Raw genomic sequence first — 18,487 nt, 5'->3', positions numbered from 1 at the left:
CTACTTCAACGACCGTGTTCTGATTACGGCAACGACGTCTTAACCAACACACCGAGTGATTTGGCCGGTATTGTTGGTTAATACCGATCGGTCACAATCTAGCATGCTCACACTTGCGATTGACACGGTCACTGTCTCGTCCTCGAATACGCCACGCCAATCGGGTCAGCCATCGCACTCGGACTGCTGCTCACCGCGTGACGGTACCACGGTGGGACCGTTAGTGTGGTTGGCGGTGAATCATTTTGTTCGTCGTCGACGACTGAACCGGTAGCGGTGGATATCCCTGGGGGTAGCTGAGAAACCGGACACATGGTTGGATCGAGATGAGCGACTCCAGCCGCCCTGGGTGGCGCTTCCAGTGGCAGTGGTTTGGGGTTTTGCTGCTAGTCTTCAAGTAGTGAGTGTGCTCGTTGGACATAGCTGTTCGCGTTCCAACTTCGAGCAATGCTGATGTTTTCGAGGAGGGTGCGTGCCTCATCGGGCGTCAATTGCTCCGTTCGAACGAATACCGAGAGCAGTGTCGGCGTCGTCACGAGTCGTGTGTCGACCAGTGAGGCGTGAATGAGACCAAGACGATTGAATTCATCACAGAGGAAGAGAGCAGCATCAATCTCGTTTGCAAGTGTAACGGCAGCGTTCTCGCCATCATCGAGTGGGAACTCGGCATCCAGATCCACCGATCGGACTGTTAGCTCGGCAGTTTGATCAAGGACTGTGGTTGCCGCTTGCCCATGCTGATCATCGTACGAGGCAATCTCTCGGAGTTCTTCGACGACCTCCGCCGGGATGAACACATCATAGTAGTTGAGACAGAGTGTGAGTGGATTTGGGTCGGAGTCCGAAACAATACCCAGACTCACGAGAGCGGATGTGTCTGCGACAAGCCCTCCCATCTATACGTCGGCGACCTCATCACTGAAATCTTCGTCCAACTGCTGTTTCAACACACGGAGGTTGGCAGCTTCTTCGGCCCCGACGAGTGCTTTGAGCTGCTCATAGGCGATCTCATCGTCGTAGTAGGCAGCAGCGATCTCTTGGATGAGTGTATCGTCGTGCGTCGCGTCTTGGAGATACTCTCGAAGCGCAGTCACGAGGACGTCTGTCCGGTCTTCTCCGAGAACAGCGGCGAGCGCATCAGCCCGATCGATGAGCCGATTAGGGGCCCGAAATTGCACGCGCTTTTTGTCGGTGCTCATTATGTGTACAATGTGAGCCAACACACATAGTTGTTTTCGTGTGTACGATGTGAGCCTCATTCGATTTGCGCAGCAAAGACGGCCTGTACCTCGAGACGGCCGCTCGAATCCGCGACGGTGGTTCGGGGGACCTGCCTCGTTACGGCGGATTTTCTGCTTCGTTCAGCTGTTTAACAGAATTCTCCTCGTATGCACGCCGCCAGAGAGAATGTACAGCACGTGTCACCTGCCTGGGCTCTGTGACAGTAATACAGGACCGCTGCGGGTGCTCTGACGGCGCATCGGGTGGTTTGTGAAAATGCTTGTTCGGAGCGTCCGGTTTGGGATGGAAATCAAACCGGAAGTTGACATCCTGTTCGTCAGTATGGTGAAAATTGTAGTATCCAGTTTGGTACCATCGAATATCGAATCGACAGGAGTCCGCATCTCCGATGCCGTCATCGAGTCGTACGACGAGTTTTGTCGGGTCCAGTAGGCTGTCGAACCCTGCTTCGATGACGAGACCATCCAGCGTTGTGAACTCGTCTCGAATCTGTTCTACCGCTGTCTCGTCTAGCGGCCCGACTTCCCCCTCGATATCTGTGTCAGGCTCCATCTACGCCGTTGATCGCTCGCTATCATCGCTGAGTGCTCCGTACTCATCCGATCCAATGACACGACCGGTGTCAGCAACACGAGCCGCAGCGGCGTGGCTATCATCAGGATCGAAGTCGTAGAGTGAGAGTGCGGCCTGTGCAATCTCGAGATTCTGTTCGATCTGTTGCCAGCGGGTGATGTCTTGCCAACCGTCGTCGCCGGGTTCGAGTTCGAGAGTAAGCTCGTCGACGTCAGCAACGTCGTACTGCTCTCGGAAGCTGTTCAGTTCCGTTTTGAGGTCTCGAATTGCGTCTCGTATTTCGTTCTTGGTATGTTCACGATGAATCGCTGCGATACGCTTCATTGCTAGCATTTGGGGGGCACGCATATACCGGGTTCCCGAATCCGTGTTAATTACTTTGACGCGGCCAGTTTCCGCCAGTATAGAGAGGTATTTTCGCGCGGTCGGTTCACTCACATGTGCTCGTTCGGCTATTGTACTGACGGCTTGCGGCTCGGTGGTGACGTCACTGACGTGCCGGACGCGGTCGAATGTGGTTGTATCCGCCTTCCACTCCTCAATAGCGGCCTCATTCACGTCTCCCTCCCACAGTTCGTGGGGAGCGTCAGTTGTGGTCATGTATATCAGCGACTAACATTCCTAGAGATAAAATACTTTCCTAGAAAAAACTAATATTTACCACATATGCTTTGCGGTTGCCGTCAGTGATCGACACGAGGTGCTCCTGCACACCGTTTGGCTGCCTACAATGGGGGCGAGAGCGCACAGACCGTTGCGTCGCCGACTTGCCTGTGGACGCGTTGATCACGCACACCGACCAGTGCGAGTCGTTGAGGCTGGGCTCGCGCTGTCCTGCAGGCGGAACCGGACATCGCGCACCCGAGGGCTATGACCCGAATGCGACGGCGAAAACGACGTCAGTATTCCACGGAAAGCATTTACCGTGACCCCCGGAACAAGTTGACATGAGCGCTCGGGCGTTGGTCGGAAAACCACGCACTCGGTGAGACGGTCCGTGCGACCGCCCTTCCAGGGCCGTAGTGGGCTGTACTCAGGTGTGTGCCTACCATGAACGATGACGAACTCCTCCGTCGAGAACTGCGCGGCGCTCGTGAAGAACTCGTCCGCAAACGCGCACGACAGTCGAACGGCCTGCCATCATCGGAGAGCCGCCTTCCGTTGATGCCGGAGCGAGACGAGGCGTTCCTTCGTCTCGCCCTGATGAGCGTCGAAGACCTCGAAACGCATATCGATCGACTCGAACGCGATCTCACCGACCTCGAAGACGGTATCGATCGACCGGATGCGGAGCTCGACTGATCGCGTCGAACACATGAACCTCACTGAACACACGATCTACCGACACGATGAACTCGGAGATGTACTCGTACTCGGCGTTCACCACATCTTCGAAACGTACGACCCGGACTCGGCAGACGGCCGTCTCCGATCGAGAGTTGTCCGCTATACTGCAGAGTGGGACGACTACGGTCCGATGCCCTCGAGTGTTCGTACCACGCCTGTCGATGAGTTTCAGACGGGCGTCGGCGACGCCGTTCGAACGTGGGATGGAGTTGAGTGCGCTACAAATAGCGATACCTGACCTCTCACAACACTCTGCCACTGACGGATGAAAGTCTACCCCAAAATCCCACGATACGATCACCCGGTCGTCCCCGAGTCGCTTTTCGACACCGAGGACTTGGTCGTCCTTGAGAAATTCGACGGGAGTTCGTTCCGCTTCACGCTGTATGATGAGCGTCACGCGTCATCGTATCCCGCTCCCGTCGTGAACGCTGCCGACGGAGATGGAAGTCTCGTCTTCGGGACGCGGCGTTCCATCATGGGCTGTCATCGCGACGATCTCGAAGATATTGACGGGGCACTCCACCGAGCCGTTCGGTGTCTCCGTGACGGGATCGACGTGGATGCTCTCCGTCGATCCCACGACGAACACGGCAGCCCGCTCATCGTGTACGCAGAGAACCTGGTGTACTCGACGCTGGACTACGGATACACCGAACGCGATCTCCCCGCACTGGTCGGCTTCGACGTCCTTCCTTACGCGGCCATCGACTCGATGACGCCACCAGGAAGTCCATACGCCGAGACTTTCGAGGGATTCCTCCCGATCAAGGCGGCTTGGCGCATCTTTGACCGGATCCGGATCGAGAACGCATCCCCTGATCGCGCGTTCGTTCCTGCGGCGATCCTCGCCGAGACGACCACGTTCGATCCCGAGAACTACACCGTTCCACGGTCGTCGCTTGCCGGCGATGTCCGTGCGGAGGGCGTCGTCATCCGTAGTGACAGCCACGACCGCCGCGTCAAAGTGGTCCGCAACGCGTTCGAAGAATTGAATCGTGAGCAGTTCGGTCAAGATCCAGATGACGCGGAGACAGGTGCTGAACAGCTCGTCGCGATGTACTGTACATCCGCCCGGATCCGCAAGATGGTCCGATCACTCGTCATTGAAGAGGGTCACGAGTTTGGGCTTCACCTCGTGGAAGATCTGTATCCACGGGTCGTCGAGGATATTTGGGCCGAACACTGGCAGGAGATCATGCGACTTGATTTCGAGTTCACGCCCACAGATGTCTACCCACTCGTCGCCAAGCGGTGTGTCACGGAACTCCGAAAGATGGAGACGAACGCCGAACTGAACGACGCCGACCCGACGACGATCTGGCAACACCTCTCGTAGAAATTCCTTCTTGCGTGCATGACACGGCCGATGTGTCCATCTCACTCGACGGCGTCACGCTGAACCGGAGCTGTGTGCCAGTCTTTGATTTGAGTGAGGTAATGCATCCGGTACCTTCGTGGAGCGTCACCGCTCCGACAGGTTTTGCTTGCTGCGTGTCACCCGAACACCTATTATGCACGCGATTATATTATCGTACACATAATGATTAACAGAGGCGATGAACTGGAGTGGCTCACGTCACATCTCTCACGGGAGGAACGACAGCTACTCGTCCTCTACGGTCGACGGCGGGTCGGAAAAACTACGCTGGTGACGACTGTACTCGAGGATCTGGAGACAACTTCAGTATACTATCTGTGTGATCAGCGTGGTTCGCGTCATAATGCGCGGCGGTTTGCGGCTCGGTGTGCCGAAACGTTCGATGATGTTCCCCCGGATGTCGACGATTTCGAAGAGGCGTTTCAGTATCTTATACCCCGTGTTGATGGACCGTGTACCATCGCACTGGACGAGTTCTCGTATCTCGTCGCGGATGACGAGACCATTCCGTCGGTGTTTCAGACAATCGTCGACGACGTCCTCGCCGAGACGGAGATCTCACTCGTGCTATTAGGATCGTCGATCTCGATGATGGAAGAGGGCGTACTAAGCTACGAGAGCCCACTGTACGGTCGCCGAACCGGGCAGTGGGAGCTCGCTCCGCTGTCGTTTACAGACGTCCGCGCTTTCTTCCCGAATAACGACCTACAGACACAGATCCAGATATACAGTGTTCTTGGCGGTGTTCCCGCGTATCTCGAACAGTTCGACACAGACCGAAGCCTCTTCGAGAACATCGAGGACGCTATCCTCTCGAAAGGGGCGTTCCTCTACGAGGAGCCAGAGTTCCTGCTCCGGCAGGAACTTCGTGAGCCTGCCACGTACATGGCGATGCTTGAAGCCATTGCCGGTGGAGCGACTCGTGTCACCGAAATCGCCAACGAGATCGGCAAGGATGCAAGCAGCCTCTCCCGGTACCTCCAGAACCTCACGCAGTTAGCGATCCTCGAGCAGGAGCACCCAGTCACAGACCCAGACGGTCGCGGGTTGTACCGACTGACAGATGATTTCCTCCGATTTTGGTTCCGGTACGTGGCACCGAATCAGGGAACGCTCGAACAGGGACAAACGGAACCCGTCCGAGCAGCGATTACCGAGACGCTCCCGACGCACACGAGTCGAACCTTCGAGACCGTGTGTCAACAAGCAGTTCAAACATCCGTGTTTCCCGTGCCCTGCTCGCGCGTCGGCCGCTGGTGGTACGACGGCGAGGAGATCGACGTCGTCGGACTCAACCAACACACCGACACGCTGTTGCTCGGCGAATGCAAGTGGACGTCCACACCTCTCGATCGCGCGGTATTCGACGAACTCACAGCACTCGAATCAGAAGTCCGGTGGCATGGAGACGACCGGAACGTGAACTACGTCCTCTTTTCGCGCGCCGGATTCACCGACGAGCTGCAGACAGTCGCTGACGAGCGTCCCGACTTGTACCTGTACGGGCTAGACGAACTCGCTGCCCTGTTCAAGTGAATTACCTCACCCTCCCGCTCGTTTCACGGCTTGCCGTTGAGGGTGTCGCCAGAATTCGAAGAGTTCTGGCTGCTAACTAGATATAGATCCTAGTGGCTCAGTTGAAATCCTCTTCTTCAGACAGGTTCTCGTCCGAAACAGCTGTTCGCTGAAGAGTGCAAATGTATCGCTGTAGATTCTGCCAGATCTCGTTGATGTTCACGCGGCCCTGCTGAATACAACGTGTGAGGCTTGCAACGGCTCGATCAGTTTGAGTTGCTATAATTGGTCGGCGTAGGATACTATTTGTTCGGTGATTTGGCTCTACTGCGAGGTCTATTCCGGCTCGTCGTCAACTACACGCATTTGGAGAGCCTGTCGAATATGGAAATCCTTCTCCTCGAGAGTGTCCGTCTCAAGAGCTTTCTCAAGGTGGAATTGATGTCCGTCAGTTCGCCGTGGCATATGTTCGTTTCGCATGGAGCATAGAATAAGTCTTGTCCATTATTATCAATATGAATAATAAACTTCCTGCTCAAAACGCAGTCTTAGCGAACAGCTGTTTCAGACGATAATATGTCTGAAGAAGAGGATTTCAACAGAGCCATACTAGTCTAACTGTTTCTCCCAAATGTCGCAGGTAACATCTTGCATAGGGTCGCCGGCGTACACACCGGCCACCCGAGGGACGTGGCTCATCGCTTCTAACACTCTCCCTCGCTGGCGGTCTATTGTAGACGCCGCCTAGCTGGGATGTGGAAAGACCACCCGCCAATTAATGTTCAGGGGCCTCAGCCGGCCATTACAACCAGTCGCATAGCAAGTGCTCACGACGTCGATTCAGCGGCATCATCGATGAGTGAGTAGGCTTTTTCCCGAAGATCACCAGTCATATGGAGACCATGTGAGTCAATCTGTCTTATGAGATTGTACGCTTCCTCCCGGTCAAGTCCTTCCTCCACAGCCCGGACAACGACACCAACTGTCCCAGTGACTGTCGCCCCGAGACCACGAACCGTGGTACGAACACGCCGGTCATCTGAGACGACGCCGACCGGTAGATCGTCCGCGGTATAGGCTAACACAGCAGCAATCAGATAGACGTCTCCATTCTGTTCTTCCTCACCAAGGACCTCTTTGGCTTGTTGCACTCGGTCCTGCACAGCTGGATCGGTCGTCTCAACCTCATACTGATCGATAAACCGACTCAAATTTGTCTGCGCGGGTTCTGTCGTGATTTCATTTTGGACTGTGGGAAGGACAACAAGCTCACCAGTAAAGCTTGTAAGTTGTTCGAGTTCACCGATGGTACCGAGTGCGATGAGCGTCGTTGCATCGAGAAAAATCCGCGTCACAGCTCACGCGCAGCAGCAGCGTCAGATTCGATATCTTCTGGTGAGAGTTGGGTCGTGAGATTGTGTTCACGGGCGATCTCGAGCCATTCTGATAGACTCACTCCGGCGAGTCGGGCCGCCTCGTTGACCGAAAGTTCGCCACTCTGGTATCGTTCAATGGCTACACGCCGACGGATGGATGAGAGACCCTCTGAGAGTGCTTTCCGAATGACTGTACTCTTATCTTCATCTAAGAGCTCACTGACTGCTTCAAGCTCGTCTTCGTCATCATCGGGCACTCGGGCACTGATCGAGGGCATGTATACACAGTAGTACGCTGTACTACATAAGCGTGTCTCACGTTGGAAATGATCTCTACGAGTATCCGTGTGCAAATAATTCGGACGGGTAATGGCCTCCGCTAGGAGTCGCTAGTGGCCACCAGAGACCATGCCGCCCCGTTCGGGATCAAAACGGGATACGCTCACGACAAGGTGGTACTCTGTCTCGCTACCTGGGTTACTGTCGCCGGGGTCTACTGGGTACACATCTCCGAGACGGTGCTTGCAGCCGACATCGATTAACTCTCGTCGTAATCGGGAACGAGGGTGTACAGACCGTTGCGCCGCCGACTCGCGTCCGAGCGTGTCGATCACGCACATCCACCAACGCGAGCCGTTGGGTAGGCCCGCGCTGTCCTGCAGGCGGAATCACACGTCGCGACGATTCTCTGCCAGTCCATTCTCCCTGTGTGTCGTGCGACGGAATGGTGGTTCGTAGCGTTGCTGCTCAGGTTGGCTCGTCGTCGTGCAGCAACTCGCTCACCGGTGTGCCTGGCTTATCGGCCGTTCCGCCCCATGTCTCAACACGCCCCAGGTCACCGTCCGGCACCTCCGGTTCCTCGTTAGTGTCACCAGCTGGTTCGTGTGCCGCACGCTGGTCAGTCGCGTCGTCCATGTCGTCATCGCTGTCGTGTTCTACTGGTCGGCCGCCACGATTGAACTCGTCAAGTGGGAACGCGTACGCGGCGGCACGGTACTGTTTGTGGAACGTGGTCCGGCGCGTGACACCGAACACACTTCCAACGAGGTCACGGTCACAGCCACGGGCGAGTGCGCGCCGCACGAGTTCGTCTTCTGCGCGTTGCAGTGCTAACGCGCGATCATCGGGGACGTGCCCCCGCGCCGACGTCGTAATGTCTCCCGGGAATCCCCACCGTCCCGTCGTCGCATCTTGATCAATAAGTTGTTCGTCGCGGCCTGTGACCAACTGGTCAAGTCCCATCAACACCCACAGGCGTTCCCGGACGGCGGTTTTTGAGAGGAGGACCTTCATGCGGATGAACACGTCATGAAACGACGCGGGCCCGATCTCATCGAGTACTTGGAGTAACAACACGTCATGTGACAATAATACGTCCATGTCGGCGTTGCTGAGTGGAACTGGGGCATCCGTAGCGGTTGGGCGGTGATGGAACCAGTTGTGACACACGCGGCAGGTGACGCCGAGGTTCACTGGGTCGTCGATGGCGACATCACTCGGGTCACGCTCAATGTGGTGGACGTGTAACGTGCCGGTGCCGCGCGGCGGGCCGCGTACTCCACACCACTGACACCGATGCTCACGATTGCTCAACATCAACGCGCGCGTCGCCGCATCCACCGTCCCTGACCCGTGACTCTGTCTCATACCTCAACCCCCGCGGAGCGTTGGATCGGCTGTATCCGTGGTCCGGATCGGTGCTGATCGGGGTGTGGCTGTCGCCTGTGACCGTAGGTACTCTCACGGGGGTCGGAAGGCGTGCCGTCCTGGTTGAGGCGTGGTAGTGTAGGCGGGGACCGTCGCTCGCGTCCGCGGCGTCTGACGCCGGCGTCGGTTCTGTGATCGGTGCGTGTGATGCTGGGCGGCTTCTCATCAGTCGTGGTGCATTGGTGTGTTGTCATTCGGTCACCTCGCGGGTTTCGGTGGGTAGTGTCATCTGGTGGCTGCCCGGTGGTGCAGAACGGTTCGTAGCTGGTGCTGTACTCGGGTGGCTGGTAGATCCGCCACGTGACAGACCCGGTCGTGGGTGGATCGACTGGTCGTCGAGCATTCGTGTGGTGTCGAGTGGGAGACATACTGTGTGTCGAAATTTCTGGTGTCTCAGTCGCCAGCGCCAAGTGTGGCCGACGCTAGCTGGGGTGAGTGTGGTCGGGTGCCGGTGCGTCACCAGCGACGTCGACGGCTGGTCGCGGTGAGTATGCGCATAGACGGGTGGCGTGGATGCCACGGGTGGGACTGTTGGGACTTCGGTGGTCCACCGCCGGTGACCATCAACGTGGACGGCCGTCACACGATCGAGGTCGCGGACATCGTTCAGTCGGCGGTCGTAGCTACTCGCGGAGATGTCCGCGCGTTCGATCAGCGCTGAGCGGCCGAGCGGTTCGTCTGCCCGGAGCAGTGTGGCGTATAGTTTCGTGGCGGTCGGCGTCAGATCGGGTCGGAACCGCGTTGCGGGGAGCGTGGCCGCTGCGCCCTCGACGTCGGCAGGCGTTGGCGTTCGAGACCCGTTCAGCGCTACACGTAAACTCTCCACGACGTCGTACGGACACGCACGAGTAGTGGTGTCCGGCGGGCCGAACAAGCGGAGACACAGCCGTACGAGCCGCTGTCGCTCGCGGGGTGTCCACTGTACGTCGTGGGTCATTACAACCTTGTCGACCACCCGCCGAATGGCGGGGTACGTCGTCCCATCTCGAACCGGAATTTTCAGGGTTGGTGCGTGTTCGGTACCGTTAGCGATCGCCTCGCGGATATCGGCGAGCTCTTCGGTGAGTGTGGTGGTGATGTCCTTGCGGAGGCCGGTGATTGTCGGGCCAGCAAGCACCCACGACATCGTGAGATCGAGCTGTGTGTCGGGTTCGACCTCTGTGGGGAGTCGCCAGCACAGCTTTTTAGGTCGCTCTTCGAACAACATCCGGTACCCTGAGTGAACGCCGTAGACTGACTGTTTTGGGACCGTTTTTGCGAGAAATGTACAGAGGTCGTCGCGCTGTGTCTTGTTGCGTGCGAGTGCGTCGGTGTCGGGAAGTCTGATGGTCGTCGTTAGATCAATCCCGGCCGCGTGGTACAGGTGGGTGGCCGTCGCGACGAACCCGTGCAGATCTTCGAACAGGTCGCTGCGGGCAGCTGTATCATCGCTCGTCGTAAGTTCGGCGAGTCGGGTGAGCAGCTGGTCTCGAACCGTTGTGATCCGATCCCGCCACGCTTCGTAGGTTGTTTCGTCGTCGCTGTACCAGCCGAGTTGGTGACCACGACGAAGGATGCGGGGAGCGTCGTGTCCAAAGTCGGTGTCGTGGATCGCTTCGAATGCACGGCCAAGCCGTGATGGCGTCAGAATCTTCGAGAGTGCCTTGTCGCTGAGTAAGGCACTCGCGAGACGTCCCAGGGTGGGCAAGGGCCCACCCCACTGCAGGACGACGAGCGTCTCGTCGGTAGTCTGGCTGAGGTACGCAACCCGGCCGTCGTCGAACGCGTGTGGCTGATCGTCGACGAGCGTGACCCCCGTACTGCAAGCCGCAGCAGTGAACCGGCGGTGAATCGACTGCGGACCGAGGCCTCCATCAGGGCCAGTCAGCCATTGGACGTAGCCCGCTCCATCATTTGGGTCACCAGTTGTCGCGACCCACTCATCGATCGTGGTGGGTGTGTCGGCCGTCTGGCCCTCCCGGCGGGGCGACACTGTACTTGTGAACGCGTGAGGGGTGTCAGTAAGACGCTCATCGAGCCGGCACTGGTTCGGATGGACCAGTTCGTGGTCGGCGTCGAGAAACCGCTCAACAGCCGTGTCGCCGAGTGTGGTGAGTTGAACCGTATTCTGCTGACCGCGACGGTCAACTGTCACGAGGCCACGCGTTTCAAGATCGAGAACGTACCGGCTGACGGTCCCCGCCTCGATGTCGATCGCGTGATCCTGTTCAAGATCCCGGTAGCTCCGACACTGGTCGGTGTCAAGGTTTCCGAGGAGACGCCGTTTCCCTGGCGTGGGGGCGAGCCCATCAAGTGCTGCCCACGCCGGATGGGCATCGTCCGTGGCCGCTGGGTGACTCCGAGTGCGGTGGCTCCTGTCCCGGGACCGATCCCGGTCGCCAGTAAGATCGAGGTGAATCTCGCTCCACCGTGGGTAGCGACGAGCCAGTTCCCGTTGGAGCGCTGGCGAGGCGACGACCCGCACGTCGAACCCATCGGCGAGTACGGCGATCGCCGCAAGCGCTCGGACACCAGTCCGCCGATCAGTCAGTTCGGTCCACGACTCTCCGTCAAGCAGTAGTGTGAGCACCCGTGGGCGCTCGTCGAGTTCACGATGGAGTGTGACTGGCCCCTTCATGAGGGCCCCGAGATTCCCGTTGACCGGTCCACGGCCCGTGCCGACCGACTCAACACTGTCAATCAGATCGGCGTATCGCTCTCGGTGATACGACGAGAGTGTATCGGGGTCTCCGTCGGCGTACGTGAGCGCGAGCGACGTCATCGCGCGTGTGTACGCGACCGCTTCAGCGGTGTCATCACCCCACGTGTCCGTTGTGGTGTTCCACTCCGGGAGTGTCGTCGAGAGGATCGCCGAGCTTGCTTCCCACGGATCATCGGTGGTGGTGTACCGGCGGATGGTCTGCTCGCTGTGTGGCCGGAGCGTTGCGAGGAGTTCTGGCACCCACTCAGTCAGACGCGGCGAGACCGCTGGACAGACGATTCCGTTGGTGGATGCGTTCGAGTTGCTGGTGATGAGACGGACCCCTCGCTTACGGGCCGCGGGCTGGTGTGCCGTCACCAGTGATCACCAACTGGTGTGGCGGCGACCGCATTGGTGCGCTATCACCAGCCCGTCTCGCGTATCATCGTGGCGGGACGTTGTCGATGTCCAGTTGAGCACGTCTCTCGGCAATATCGCACCGAAGAGTGAGGGATTGCTCGGATGGAGATTTACCTTCCTGACCCACATTAGTCATGCCCTCCGTACGGATTGCCACCGTCAGATCGAGCGTGTTCCCGAACCGAAGTCAAGAGCGGTGTCGGCTCTCGCTGTTTCGGGTGTTTGGGGGTGCGTTCTGTCGGAGTGTCCGGATGGACGTGTGGGTCGGTTGTCGTCGGCGGACTCGTGACGACGACCGTTGGATCGAGCAGGATGTACGCTGTCGATTGTGTTTGGACGTCTGCACACGTTCCGATGTGTCCGGTGACAACGTGTTCGTGAACACCGCGCGTGAAGACGGTCGGATGCGTGTGGCTATCGGCCTCGCACATGATGTAGCCGATTTCGTACTTGGGCTCGCCCGCCGCCCGGTAGGCGTACGCGGTGATTTCGTCGCCCTCGTGGAAGGAGTGGCCACAGACTTGGCACGCGAGATACTCTGTGTTGAGTGCGATTCGTGCGAGTCGGCGGCTGTCTCCGATCTGCGGGTGATCGCTGCTGTCGCTCGCCATTAGCTGTGCCCTCCTGTAGCGCTGTGATCACGGTGGCCCGCTTGCCACGCTTGGCGTGCAGAGAGTGCCCGGCGAGCCGATTCAGTGAGTCGGTACTCGTTGGTGCGCTTACTGTGGGCCTGTTTGGTGACCAAGCCGAGATCAACGAGCTCGTCGAGGTTCTGGTAGAGGTGACTGTGACTGATCGACTCACCGTAGTAGTCGTCGAGTTCCGCCTTCAACGAGAGCCTCTTGCGGGCGTTCTCGTGGGAAAGTGCCCACAAGAGGTCGCGCTGGAAAGCAGTACAGTCCGCGAGACTGTTGGTAGCACACTCTGTGCTCATGCGTCGCCCTCCGCACAGTCGAGACAGACAGGGACGCCGCGGTCAGCGTCGAAGCCGTCAGCCTGTGCTGGGCAGAGCGTGCAGGTACCGTCGGTGTTTTCGTTCGGTTCGTCGGTCGTCTCGTAGGGCTTAAACCCCGCAGTTGCCATCATCAGCATGGTTCTGTGTCCACGCACAGAACCCGACCCGGTTGGGTGCTCCAACACCGCAGCCGGGGTTCCTACAGATTCTCACTAGCCGGGGGTTCGTCACTCGGGCTCCGTAGTTGTTCCAAAACACCGCAGTAACTTTAGTGTAACGGTGGTGTGCTAAGGTGATAAACGACCGTAATATGGACTTGGGTGTATGAATGTTATATATGAGATATGCGGGCAACTGGATGACTGCGGTAGATGACCGCATTCTGGAGTATCTATCTGAACACGAATCTGGCTCTCCCACCAAAATGAAACGTGAAGGTCCAATTCGGTATTCTCGGCAGCAGGTCCACCGTCGGTGTAAGAAGTTAGCCGAGGAAGAATTGGTCAAAGACCTCGGAAACGGCGTTTACGTGATCACTGACGACGGCGAGGCATACCTCGAAGGTCGACTCGACACCGAAAACTGGCGCTATATCGATGAAGACGCCGACGAAGTCGCTGGCGACGACAGCACTGACAGCGCTCCAAGCGAGAGTCCTAACTGAGATGTCTCCTAGATGCGGGTGTCCGTCCCGTGAATAGGTAACCTAAACAAGCGCGTCATTGAACGTCTCGCGGATGACGGCGACGCAACCACGTGGGAGATCACCCTCAAGCCCGGCTCGCCTATGAGTTACAGATATGTATTCGAGCGCTGTTCAGTGTTGGCCGATACCGAGGTCGTTGAGCGTGAGGATCACGATATCAGATCTGACTACGTCAAGACTCACCGTTCGAACAATTTGACGATGACCTGAACGACATCGGGTGCCTACTGGCCTGATGGCTACTCCCGACACTGATCGCACTGCGCCGCAGCCGACAGTCCTCGCGGGATCGGTCGCCCGCACTTACAGCGAGCCCGGTCCTGTGATTCTGCCATGCACCTTATTTCGTATATTACTGTAATAACACTTTCTCAGCTGTTCTGCTTCCAACATAATCGAGTCACTTTTGCCAATCCTCAGACACCGTCTCCACATGGAGAATCAGCGTGTCTTGGTGACTGGTGGTGCCGGATTCATCGGTTCGAATGTAGCGAACTATCTGGCACAGGACAATGACGTGATCGCGCTCGACGATGAGTATCTTGGCACCCCAGAGAACCTCGATCCGGAGGTCACCTACTACAACCAGAGCGTTATCGACGACGACCTTCCCACGGATGTCGACGTCGTCTATCATCTTGCCGCGCTGTCGTCGTACGCCATGCACGAAGAGGACCCCCAACTCGGTGCCCGTGTGAACGTCGAGGGGTTCGTCAACGTTGTCGAGCAGGCTCGGCAGGACGGGTGTGACACCGTAGTCTATGCGTCGACCTCATCAATCTACGGTGACCGCACCGAACCCTCTCCCGAATCGATGGATGTTGCGGTCAACACCGGATACGAAGCCTCCAAGCTCGCGCGCGAGCAGTACGCGGAGTACTTTGCGAATCACTACGATATGGCGATGGCTGGGATGCGGTTCTTCTCTGTGTATCAGGGGTACGATGGCGCTGAGGGGCACAAAGGTGAGTATGCTAACGTGATCGCGCAGTTTGCTGATGATATCGCGCACGGTCGACAGCCCAAGCTGTACGGCGATGGGGCCCAGACGCGGGACTTCACGCACGTCGACGACGTGGTGCGGGCGCTTGAGGTGGCCGGCGAAGAGCAGTTGACCGGTATTTACAACGTTGGCACTGAAGAGTCGTACAGTTTCAACACGCTTGTCGATATGATCAACGAGGAGCTTAGTACAGACGTTGCACCGACGTATGTTGAGAATCCAATTCCTGAATCCGTGTATGTCCACGACACGTACGCTGATATTACGAAGCTCCGCGCTGCGACTGGCTGGGAACCACAGACTTCCTTTGCCGAGGGCTTGACGCAGGTATGTTCACCATATCAGTAGGAGTCACCCACCCGGATAGTTTGGAACCGGGGTATGAGTAGCGTGTCTTTCACCTTTCCATTGACTATATACATGGTATTATATCTGAAATAATCGACTGCCAGTTTAGTAGTCGGCTATGTCTGTATCCCCTGAAGACAAGAGATGACTCTTCTAACATCTGATTTTGATGTTTTCTCTCTTGGTGTAGTAAGTACAGCAAAACGGGTGTACTCCCGCTGCCGTTTCTGAAGGGTGTCAACCCTAGTGTGGAGGAACGGCCGAGAAAGAGTAAGCCGGGTGTTGAGTAATGCTCGACCGCTGATTGAGCAGGCTCGCCAGCAGGGAGTCTTTTTCTCCTGAGGACACACCGAGGGAGCGGCGTATCTTCGCTGCGTTTCTGTACCATGTTAGCCTCTCGTATCGGCGGATTGAACCGTTCGTGTGAGGCGATCAGACTGTGGTTTCATCGTCTAAAGCACTTTCTCGAGCCGGACAGCCGGGCTCGTCAGGAAGTCCCGTCGACGAGACGAAAATCGAGAACGACGGCACCGAGCACTACGTCTGGGCGGCAGTCGATTGTGACACGCTCGGAGTGCTTGCCGTTGAGGTCTCGCCTGGCTGATCGATCCTCGATGCGTTTCTGTTTTGAGAGAAGTTCTCGAACGGTGCCGCATTCGCCCGCTAGTGCGCGCCGACCGCGGCCCGTGGTACGACTAGCCACTTGAACTCTTAAACTGTGAATACGAGCGTGAAACGTAGGGAAACCGGTCGCTCATCGAAGCGCGGTTCGGTATTCTCAAATACCGAACCAGACGCTTCTACCACCGACTTCTCTATCAGAGCCCGTCAGCACAGCCAGATCATAGTTCACGGCCCTCGCTACTCTTAATAATACCATGATTTAACCTTGACAAATTATAGTTCTAATGAATTTATGTTTCTGATGAACAAGCTTCATATACGCGGCTGTTTACCATTCTATAATAACAGATTCTACTTACATGGCATCCACTACACGCCAATCATCGGCTGAACAGGATAGAGCTGTTTCTGACCGCGATCTCAGTGCTGATGAACTGCTCGTTGGCCATGACTCTGAGACCACCCCCCAACTGTCTGTCGTGATGCCAACACTGAACGAAGAAGCCGGCATCCGCACCTGTATTGACTGGATCAAAACGGCGGTCGAAGAGCTTCAGGTTCCCACCGAGATCATTATTAGTGATAGCTCAACAGATCGCACACCCGATATCGCCCGTGAGATGGGTGCGATTGTCGTTGAACCCGACGGGAAAGGGTACGGCTATGCATACCGGTACGCCTTCGAGCGTTCACGAGGTGCATATGTCGCGATGGGGGATGCTGACACCACCTACGATTTCAAGCAGATCCCACGGTTGTTGGACCATCTAGAGGAGACTGATGCTGATATGGTGATGGGGAGTCGGCTTGACGGCGAGATTAAAGACGGGGCGATGCCGGCGCTGCACCAGCACATTGGCAATCCGGCGCTCACACGGTTTTTAAATATGTTTTATGATGCTGGCGTGAGCGACGCCCATAGTGGCTTCCGGATTTTCACGCGTGAGGCGTACGAGGCGATGGACTGGGAGACAACCGGGATGGAGTTTGCCTCCGAGATGATCATGGACGCCGGCGCGAAAGATCTCGAGATTGTGGAGGTACCCATCGTGTATCATGAGCGAGAAGGAGAAGAGACGCTTGAGAGCTTCCGTGACGGATGGCGGCACGTCCGGTTTATGTTGGTGAACGCACCCGGCTATTTGTTTTCAGTGCCAGGACTCCTGTTGACCATCTTCGGGGTTGCGGTCATGATGCTCGCGCATATCGGGGTGTCGCTTGGTGAGGTGACCTTCGGCACAAATTCGATGATCGCCGGGAGTCTTGCAGCGATTGTGGGTATGCAGGTGGGCTCGCTTGGTGTGTTCGCGACGGTCGCCAGCGATCCGATTCAGCGGCCCGAGGATCCGCTCACGTCGTGGATAACCGGCTATGCGACGCTTGAACGTGGAGCAACAGTGGGCGTGATCGTATCTGTGGCCGGTGGAGCGTATGCCAGCTGGTTGGTCGTCGACTGGATCCTGAGTGGGTTCGGTGCGGTACCGTTCACATCTGCGGCGCTTATCGCGTTTACCGCCATCGTCGTCGGAATCCAGCTCGTGTTCTCGTCGTTCTTCTTGAGTACGGTGAACCAGGGGCAAAATTAGGTTTTGACGGTATATGCAGCGCGGCTCTACTCTCACCACTGTTGCTACAGACGGGTCCAAGAGGTGACTGTCGTCCTGCCAGTGCGTGTGTAGCAGGTCGACCTCTCTCGTAAATCGCATTACAATCGGTCATCTCGCATCCACGATAGCTATTGACTAATTACGTGTCGGCGATGCTCGTGGACAGCTAAGGTCGCACAATGCTGCAGAACCTTGCCATCGGAGCTTTGTATCATGGGAATGGTATTGTACGCACTGTTGCTTGGTGTTCGTGATCTCGGCCGGAAGAGTATCTCGGTTGCACACACTACGAAAGATTGATTCCGAGAGACAATGGTTCAAGAGTCCCGCTCCTACCGCGACGAGAAGTAGCGTGAGCCACAGCGGAAAGCAGCTGGCCTGGCTGGATGAAAATATTTTATTGCTAACACATCCCCACGATCACCTGCAGGGATCGTCACCGCGCATGCAGGTCCGCGTACGCCATACGGCGGCGGGTTGCTTATAATACAACCCCCCGTTTCTGCCGTTGATATCGTGACGCAGCACGATACGCCCGATCCCGTCTGGTGATTCGCTGGATACACAAACTAGCGTGAGAGTGATATATCTGGTGATTTTATTCACAAAATCTGATAGTACGTCTGTAGAGCTACTCTACCGTCCTCTTTGCGGCACTTGACACTAGTATATAGTAGTGTTGCAAAATTCAGTAGATCTACACCTCACTCTCCAAATCGACAGCTTGGGAAGCATTTTGCCTATTTAAAAGAAATCGCACCTCTATCATCATTTTGAAATATTTTTACCAAGTCCCGTCGATGGCGCGTCGATAGGCTGTTTCTGCTTGCTCGGCAATCGCGTCCCAGTCGTACTGCCGGGCGTGGGCGACGGGTGATGTCGGTGGGCAGGCACCATCTAGTGCGGCGTCGAGTCGCTCCGTGAGCGCGTCGACTGTGGGCTCGACGCCCCTATCGGCGGCAGGTCGAACCATGAAATGATTCGCTATCGCCGTGAGCCGGTC

General features: G+C 57.0%; 19 protein-coding genes. 7 read left to right on the top strand and 12 right to left on the bottom strand.

Annotated elements, in window-relative coordinates:
- Positions 1–386: 386 nt before the first annotated feature.
- The 4 genes from ACNS88_RS14350 to ACNS88_RS14335 all read right to left on the bottom strand — a co-directional run bounded on the left by ACNS88_RS14350 (position 387) and on the right by ACNS88_RS14335 (position 2,415).
- On the bottom strand, positions 387–896 hold the full coding sequence (locus tag ACNS88_RS14350; RefSeq protein WP_435099046.1) for a PIN domain-containing protein: 510 nt from the start codon (positions 894–896) through the stop codon (positions 387–389).
- On the bottom strand, positions 897–1,199 hold the full coding sequence (locus ACNS88_RS14345) for a hypothetical protein (RefSeq protein WP_435099044.1): 303 nt from the start codon (positions 1,197–1,199) through the stop codon (positions 897–899).
- A 139-nt stretch (positions 1,200–1,338) separates the two neighbouring features.
- Positions 1,339–1,794, bottom strand: coding sequence for a toxin-antitoxin system TumE family protein (locus ACNS88_RS14340; RefSeq protein ID WP_435099042.1), 456 nt, complete (start codon positions 1,792–1,794; stop codon positions 1,339–1,341).
- Positions 1,795–2,415 carry a DUF7342 family protein gene (locus tag ACNS88_RS14335; RefSeq protein WP_435099040.1) on the bottom strand — a complete coding sequence of 207 codons (621 nt, stop codon included), beginning with the start codon at positions 2,413–2,415 and terminating at the stop codon, positions 1,795–1,797.
- A gap of 450 nt (positions 2,416–2,865) precedes the next feature.
- Between ACNS88_RS14335 and ACNS88_RS14330 the strand changes: the two genes are divergently transcribed.
- From ACNS88_RS14330 to ACNS88_RS14320, 3 genes are all read left to right on the top strand, one after another.
- Positions 2,866–3,117: a hypothetical protein gene (locus ACNS88_RS14330; RefSeq protein ID WP_435099038.1), complete on the top strand. Its 252-nt coding sequence runs from the start codon at positions 2,866–2,868 to the stop codon at positions 3,115–3,117.
- 310 nt (positions 3,118–3,427) lie between these two features.
- Positions 3,428–4,501, top strand: a complete 1,074-nt coding sequence (locus ACNS88_RS14325) for a hypothetical protein (protein WP_435099036.1) — start codon at positions 3,428–3,430, stop codon at positions 4,499–4,501.
- A 204-nt stretch (positions 4,502–4,705) separates the two neighbouring features.
- Entirely contained in the window at positions 4,706–6,079 is a 1,374-nt protein-coding gene (locus ACNS88_RS14320; protein ID WP_435099092.1) for an ATP-binding protein, read from the top strand.
- Between the two features lie 806 nt (positions 6,080–6,885).
- On the opposite strand, the gene ACNS88_RS14315 is transcribed toward ACNS88_RS14320, so the two are convergent.
- Together ACNS88_RS14315 and ACNS88_RS14310 are read right to left on the bottom strand one after the other, a co-directional pair.
- On the bottom strand, positions 6,886–7,413 hold the full coding sequence (locus tag ACNS88_RS14315) for a PIN domain-containing protein (protein ID WP_435099034.1): 528 nt from the start codon (positions 7,411–7,413) through the stop codon (positions 6,886–6,888).
- On the bottom strand, positions 7,410–7,712 hold the full coding sequence (locus tag ACNS88_RS14310; protein ID WP_435099032.1) for a UPF0175 family protein: 303 nt from the start codon (positions 7,710–7,712) through the stop codon (positions 7,410–7,412). The genes ACNS88_RS14315 and ACNS88_RS14310 overlap by 4 nt, the downstream gene beginning before the upstream one ends.
- A gap of 114 nt (positions 7,713–7,826) precedes the next feature.
- Here ACNS88_RS14310 and ACNS88_RS14305 point away from each other — a divergent pair, with 114 nt between their 5' ends.
- The gene (locus ACNS88_RS14305; protein ID WP_161609705.1) at positions 7,827–7,976 is read left to right on the top strand and encodes a hypothetical protein; all 150 of its coding nucleotides are present in this window, start codon (positions 7,827–7,829) and stop codon (positions 7,974–7,976) included.
- Positions 7,977–8,181: 205 nt separating this feature from the next.
- On the opposite strand, the gene ACNS88_RS14300 is transcribed toward ACNS88_RS14305, so the two are convergent.
- From ACNS88_RS14300 to ACNS88_RS14280, 5 genes are all read right to left on the bottom strand, one after another.
- Positions 8,182–9,081 carry an HNH endonuclease signature motif containing protein gene (locus ACNS88_RS14300; RefSeq protein ID WP_435099030.1) on the bottom strand — a complete coding sequence of 300 codons (900 nt, stop codon included), beginning with the start codon at positions 9,079–9,081 and terminating at the stop codon, positions 8,182–8,184.
- Positions 9,082–9,331: 250 nt separating this feature from the next.
- Positions 9,332–12,199, bottom strand: coding sequence for a plasmid replication protein RepH (locus ACNS88_RS14295; protein ID WP_435099028.1), 2,868 nt, complete (start codon positions 12,197–12,199; stop codon positions 9,332–9,334).
- Positions 12,200–12,369: 170 nt separating this feature from the next.
- On the bottom strand, positions 12,370–12,852 hold the full coding sequence (locus ACNS88_RS14290) for a DUF8112 family protein (RefSeq protein WP_435099026.1): 483 nt from the start codon (positions 12,850–12,852) through the stop codon (positions 12,370–12,372).
- Positions 12,852–13,175, bottom strand: a complete 324-nt coding sequence (locus tag ACNS88_RS14285) for a helix-turn-helix transcriptional regulator (protein WP_435099024.1) — start codon at positions 13,173–13,175, stop codon at positions 12,852–12,854. The genes ACNS88_RS14290 and ACNS88_RS14285 overlap by 1 nt, the downstream gene beginning before the upstream one ends.
- Positions 13,172–13,327: a hypothetical protein gene (locus ACNS88_RS14280; protein WP_435099022.1), complete on the bottom strand. Its 156-nt coding sequence runs from the start codon at positions 13,325–13,327 to the stop codon at positions 13,172–13,174. Before ACNS88_RS14280 ends, ACNS88_RS14285 begins: the two co-directional genes overlap by 4 nt.
- Before the next feature lie 206 nt (positions 13,328–13,533).
- Between ACNS88_RS14280 and ACNS88_RS14275 the strand changes: the two genes are divergently transcribed.
- The 3 genes from ACNS88_RS14275 (at position 13,534) to ACNS88_RS14265 (ending at position 17,463) form a co-directional block, all read left to right on the top strand.
- On the top strand, positions 13,534–13,860 hold the full coding sequence (locus ACNS88_RS14275; RefSeq protein ID WP_435099020.1) for a winged helix-turn-helix domain-containing protein: 327 nt from the start codon (positions 13,534–13,536) through the stop codon (positions 13,858–13,860).
- A gap of 475 nt (positions 13,861–14,335) precedes the next feature.
- Positions 14,336–15,253 carry an NAD-dependent epimerase/dehydratase family protein gene (locus ACNS88_RS14270; protein WP_435099018.1) on the top strand — a complete coding sequence of 306 codons (918 nt, stop codon included), beginning with the start codon at positions 14,336–14,338 and terminating at the stop codon, positions 15,251–15,253.
- A gap of 983 nt (positions 15,254–16,236) precedes the next feature.
- Complete coding sequence (locus tag ACNS88_RS14265) at positions 16,237–17,463, top strand: glycosyltransferase family 2 protein (protein WP_435099016.1); 1,227 nt, start codon at positions 16,237–16,239, stop codon at positions 17,461–17,463.
- 805 nt (positions 17,464–18,268) lie between these two features.
- Here ACNS88_RS14265 and ACNS88_RS14260 read toward each other — a convergent pair.
- Positions 18,269–18,457: a hypothetical protein gene (locus ACNS88_RS14260; protein ID WP_435099014.1), complete on the bottom strand. Its 189-nt coding sequence runs from the start codon at positions 18,455–18,457 to the stop codon at positions 18,269–18,271.
- Positions 18,458–18,487 lie beyond the last annotated feature (30 nt).

The sequence above is a fragment of the Halorubrum shenae genome (assembly GCF_051194165.1).
Taxonomy (GTDB): domain Archaea; phylum Halobacteriota; class Halobacteria; order Halobacteriales; family Haloferacaceae; genus Halorubrum.
The sequence above is the reverse complement of the archived record's forward strand: the minus strand, read 5'-3'. Positions and strand labels throughout refer to the sequence as shown.

Bases quoted from the DNA above. Each gene is read 5' to 3' on its own strand.
- ACNS88_RS14280 (WP_435099022.1), bottom strand. From the start codon at position 13,327: ATGATGGCAACTGCGGGGTTTAAGCCCTACGAGACGACCGACGAACCG.
- ACNS88_RS14310 (WP_435099032.1), bottom strand. From the start codon at position 7,712: ATGCCCTCGATCAGTGCCCGAGTGCCCGATGATGACGAAGACGAGCTT.
- ACNS88_RS14290 (WP_435099026.1), bottom strand. From the start codon at position 12,852: ATGGCGAGCGACAGCAGCGATCACCCGCAGATCGGAGACAGCCGCCGA.
- ACNS88_RS14285 (WP_435099024.1), bottom strand. From the start codon at position 13,175: ATGAGCACAGAGTGTGCTACCAACAGTCTCGCGGACTGTACTGCTTTC.
- ACNS88_RS14270 (WP_435099018.1), top strand. From the start codon at position 14,336: ATGGAGAATCAGCGTGTCTTGGTGACTGGTGGTGCCGGATTCATCGGT.
- ACNS88_RS14325 (WP_435099036.1), top strand. From the start codon at position 3,428: ATGAAAGTCTACCCCAAAATCCCACGATACGATCACCCGGTCGTCCCC.
- ACNS88_RS14275 (WP_435099020.1), top strand. From the start codon at position 13,534: ATGAGATATGCGGGCAACTGGATGACTGCGGTAGATGACCGCATTCTG.
- ACNS88_RS14330 (WP_435099038.1), top strand. From the start codon at position 2,866: ATGAACGATGACGAACTCCTCCGTCGAGAACTGCGCGGCGCTCGTGAA.
- ACNS88_RS14340 (WP_435099042.1), bottom strand. From the start codon at position 1,794: ATGGAGCCTGACACAGATATCGAGGGGGAAGTCGGGCCGCTAGACGAG.
- ACNS88_RS14350 (WP_435099046.1), bottom strand. From the start codon at position 896: ATGGGAGGGCTTGTCGCAGACACATCCGCTCTCGTGAGTCTGGGTATT.
- ACNS88_RS14335 (WP_435099040.1), bottom strand. From the start codon at position 2,415: ATGACCACAACTGACGCTCCCCACGAACTGTGGGAGGGAGACGTGAAT.
- ACNS88_RS14265 (WP_435099016.1), top strand. From the start codon at position 16,237: ATGGCATCCACTACACGCCAATCATCGGCTGAACAGGATAGAGCTGTT.
- ACNS88_RS14345 (WP_435099044.1), bottom strand. From the start codon at position 1,199: ATGAGCACCGACAAAAAGCGCGTGCAATTTCGGGCCCCTAATCGGCTC.
- ACNS88_RS14260 (WP_435099014.1), bottom strand. From the start codon at position 18,457: ATGGTTCGACCTGCCGCCGATAGGGGCGTCGAGCCCACAGTCGACGCG.
- ACNS88_RS14320 (WP_435099092.1), top strand. From the start codon at position 4,706: ATGATTAACAGAGGCGATGAACTGGAGTGGCTCACGTCACATCTCTCA.
- ACNS88_RS14300 (WP_435099030.1), bottom strand. From the start codon at position 9,081: ATGAGACAGAGTCACGGGTCAGGGACGGTGGATGCGGCGACGCGCGCG.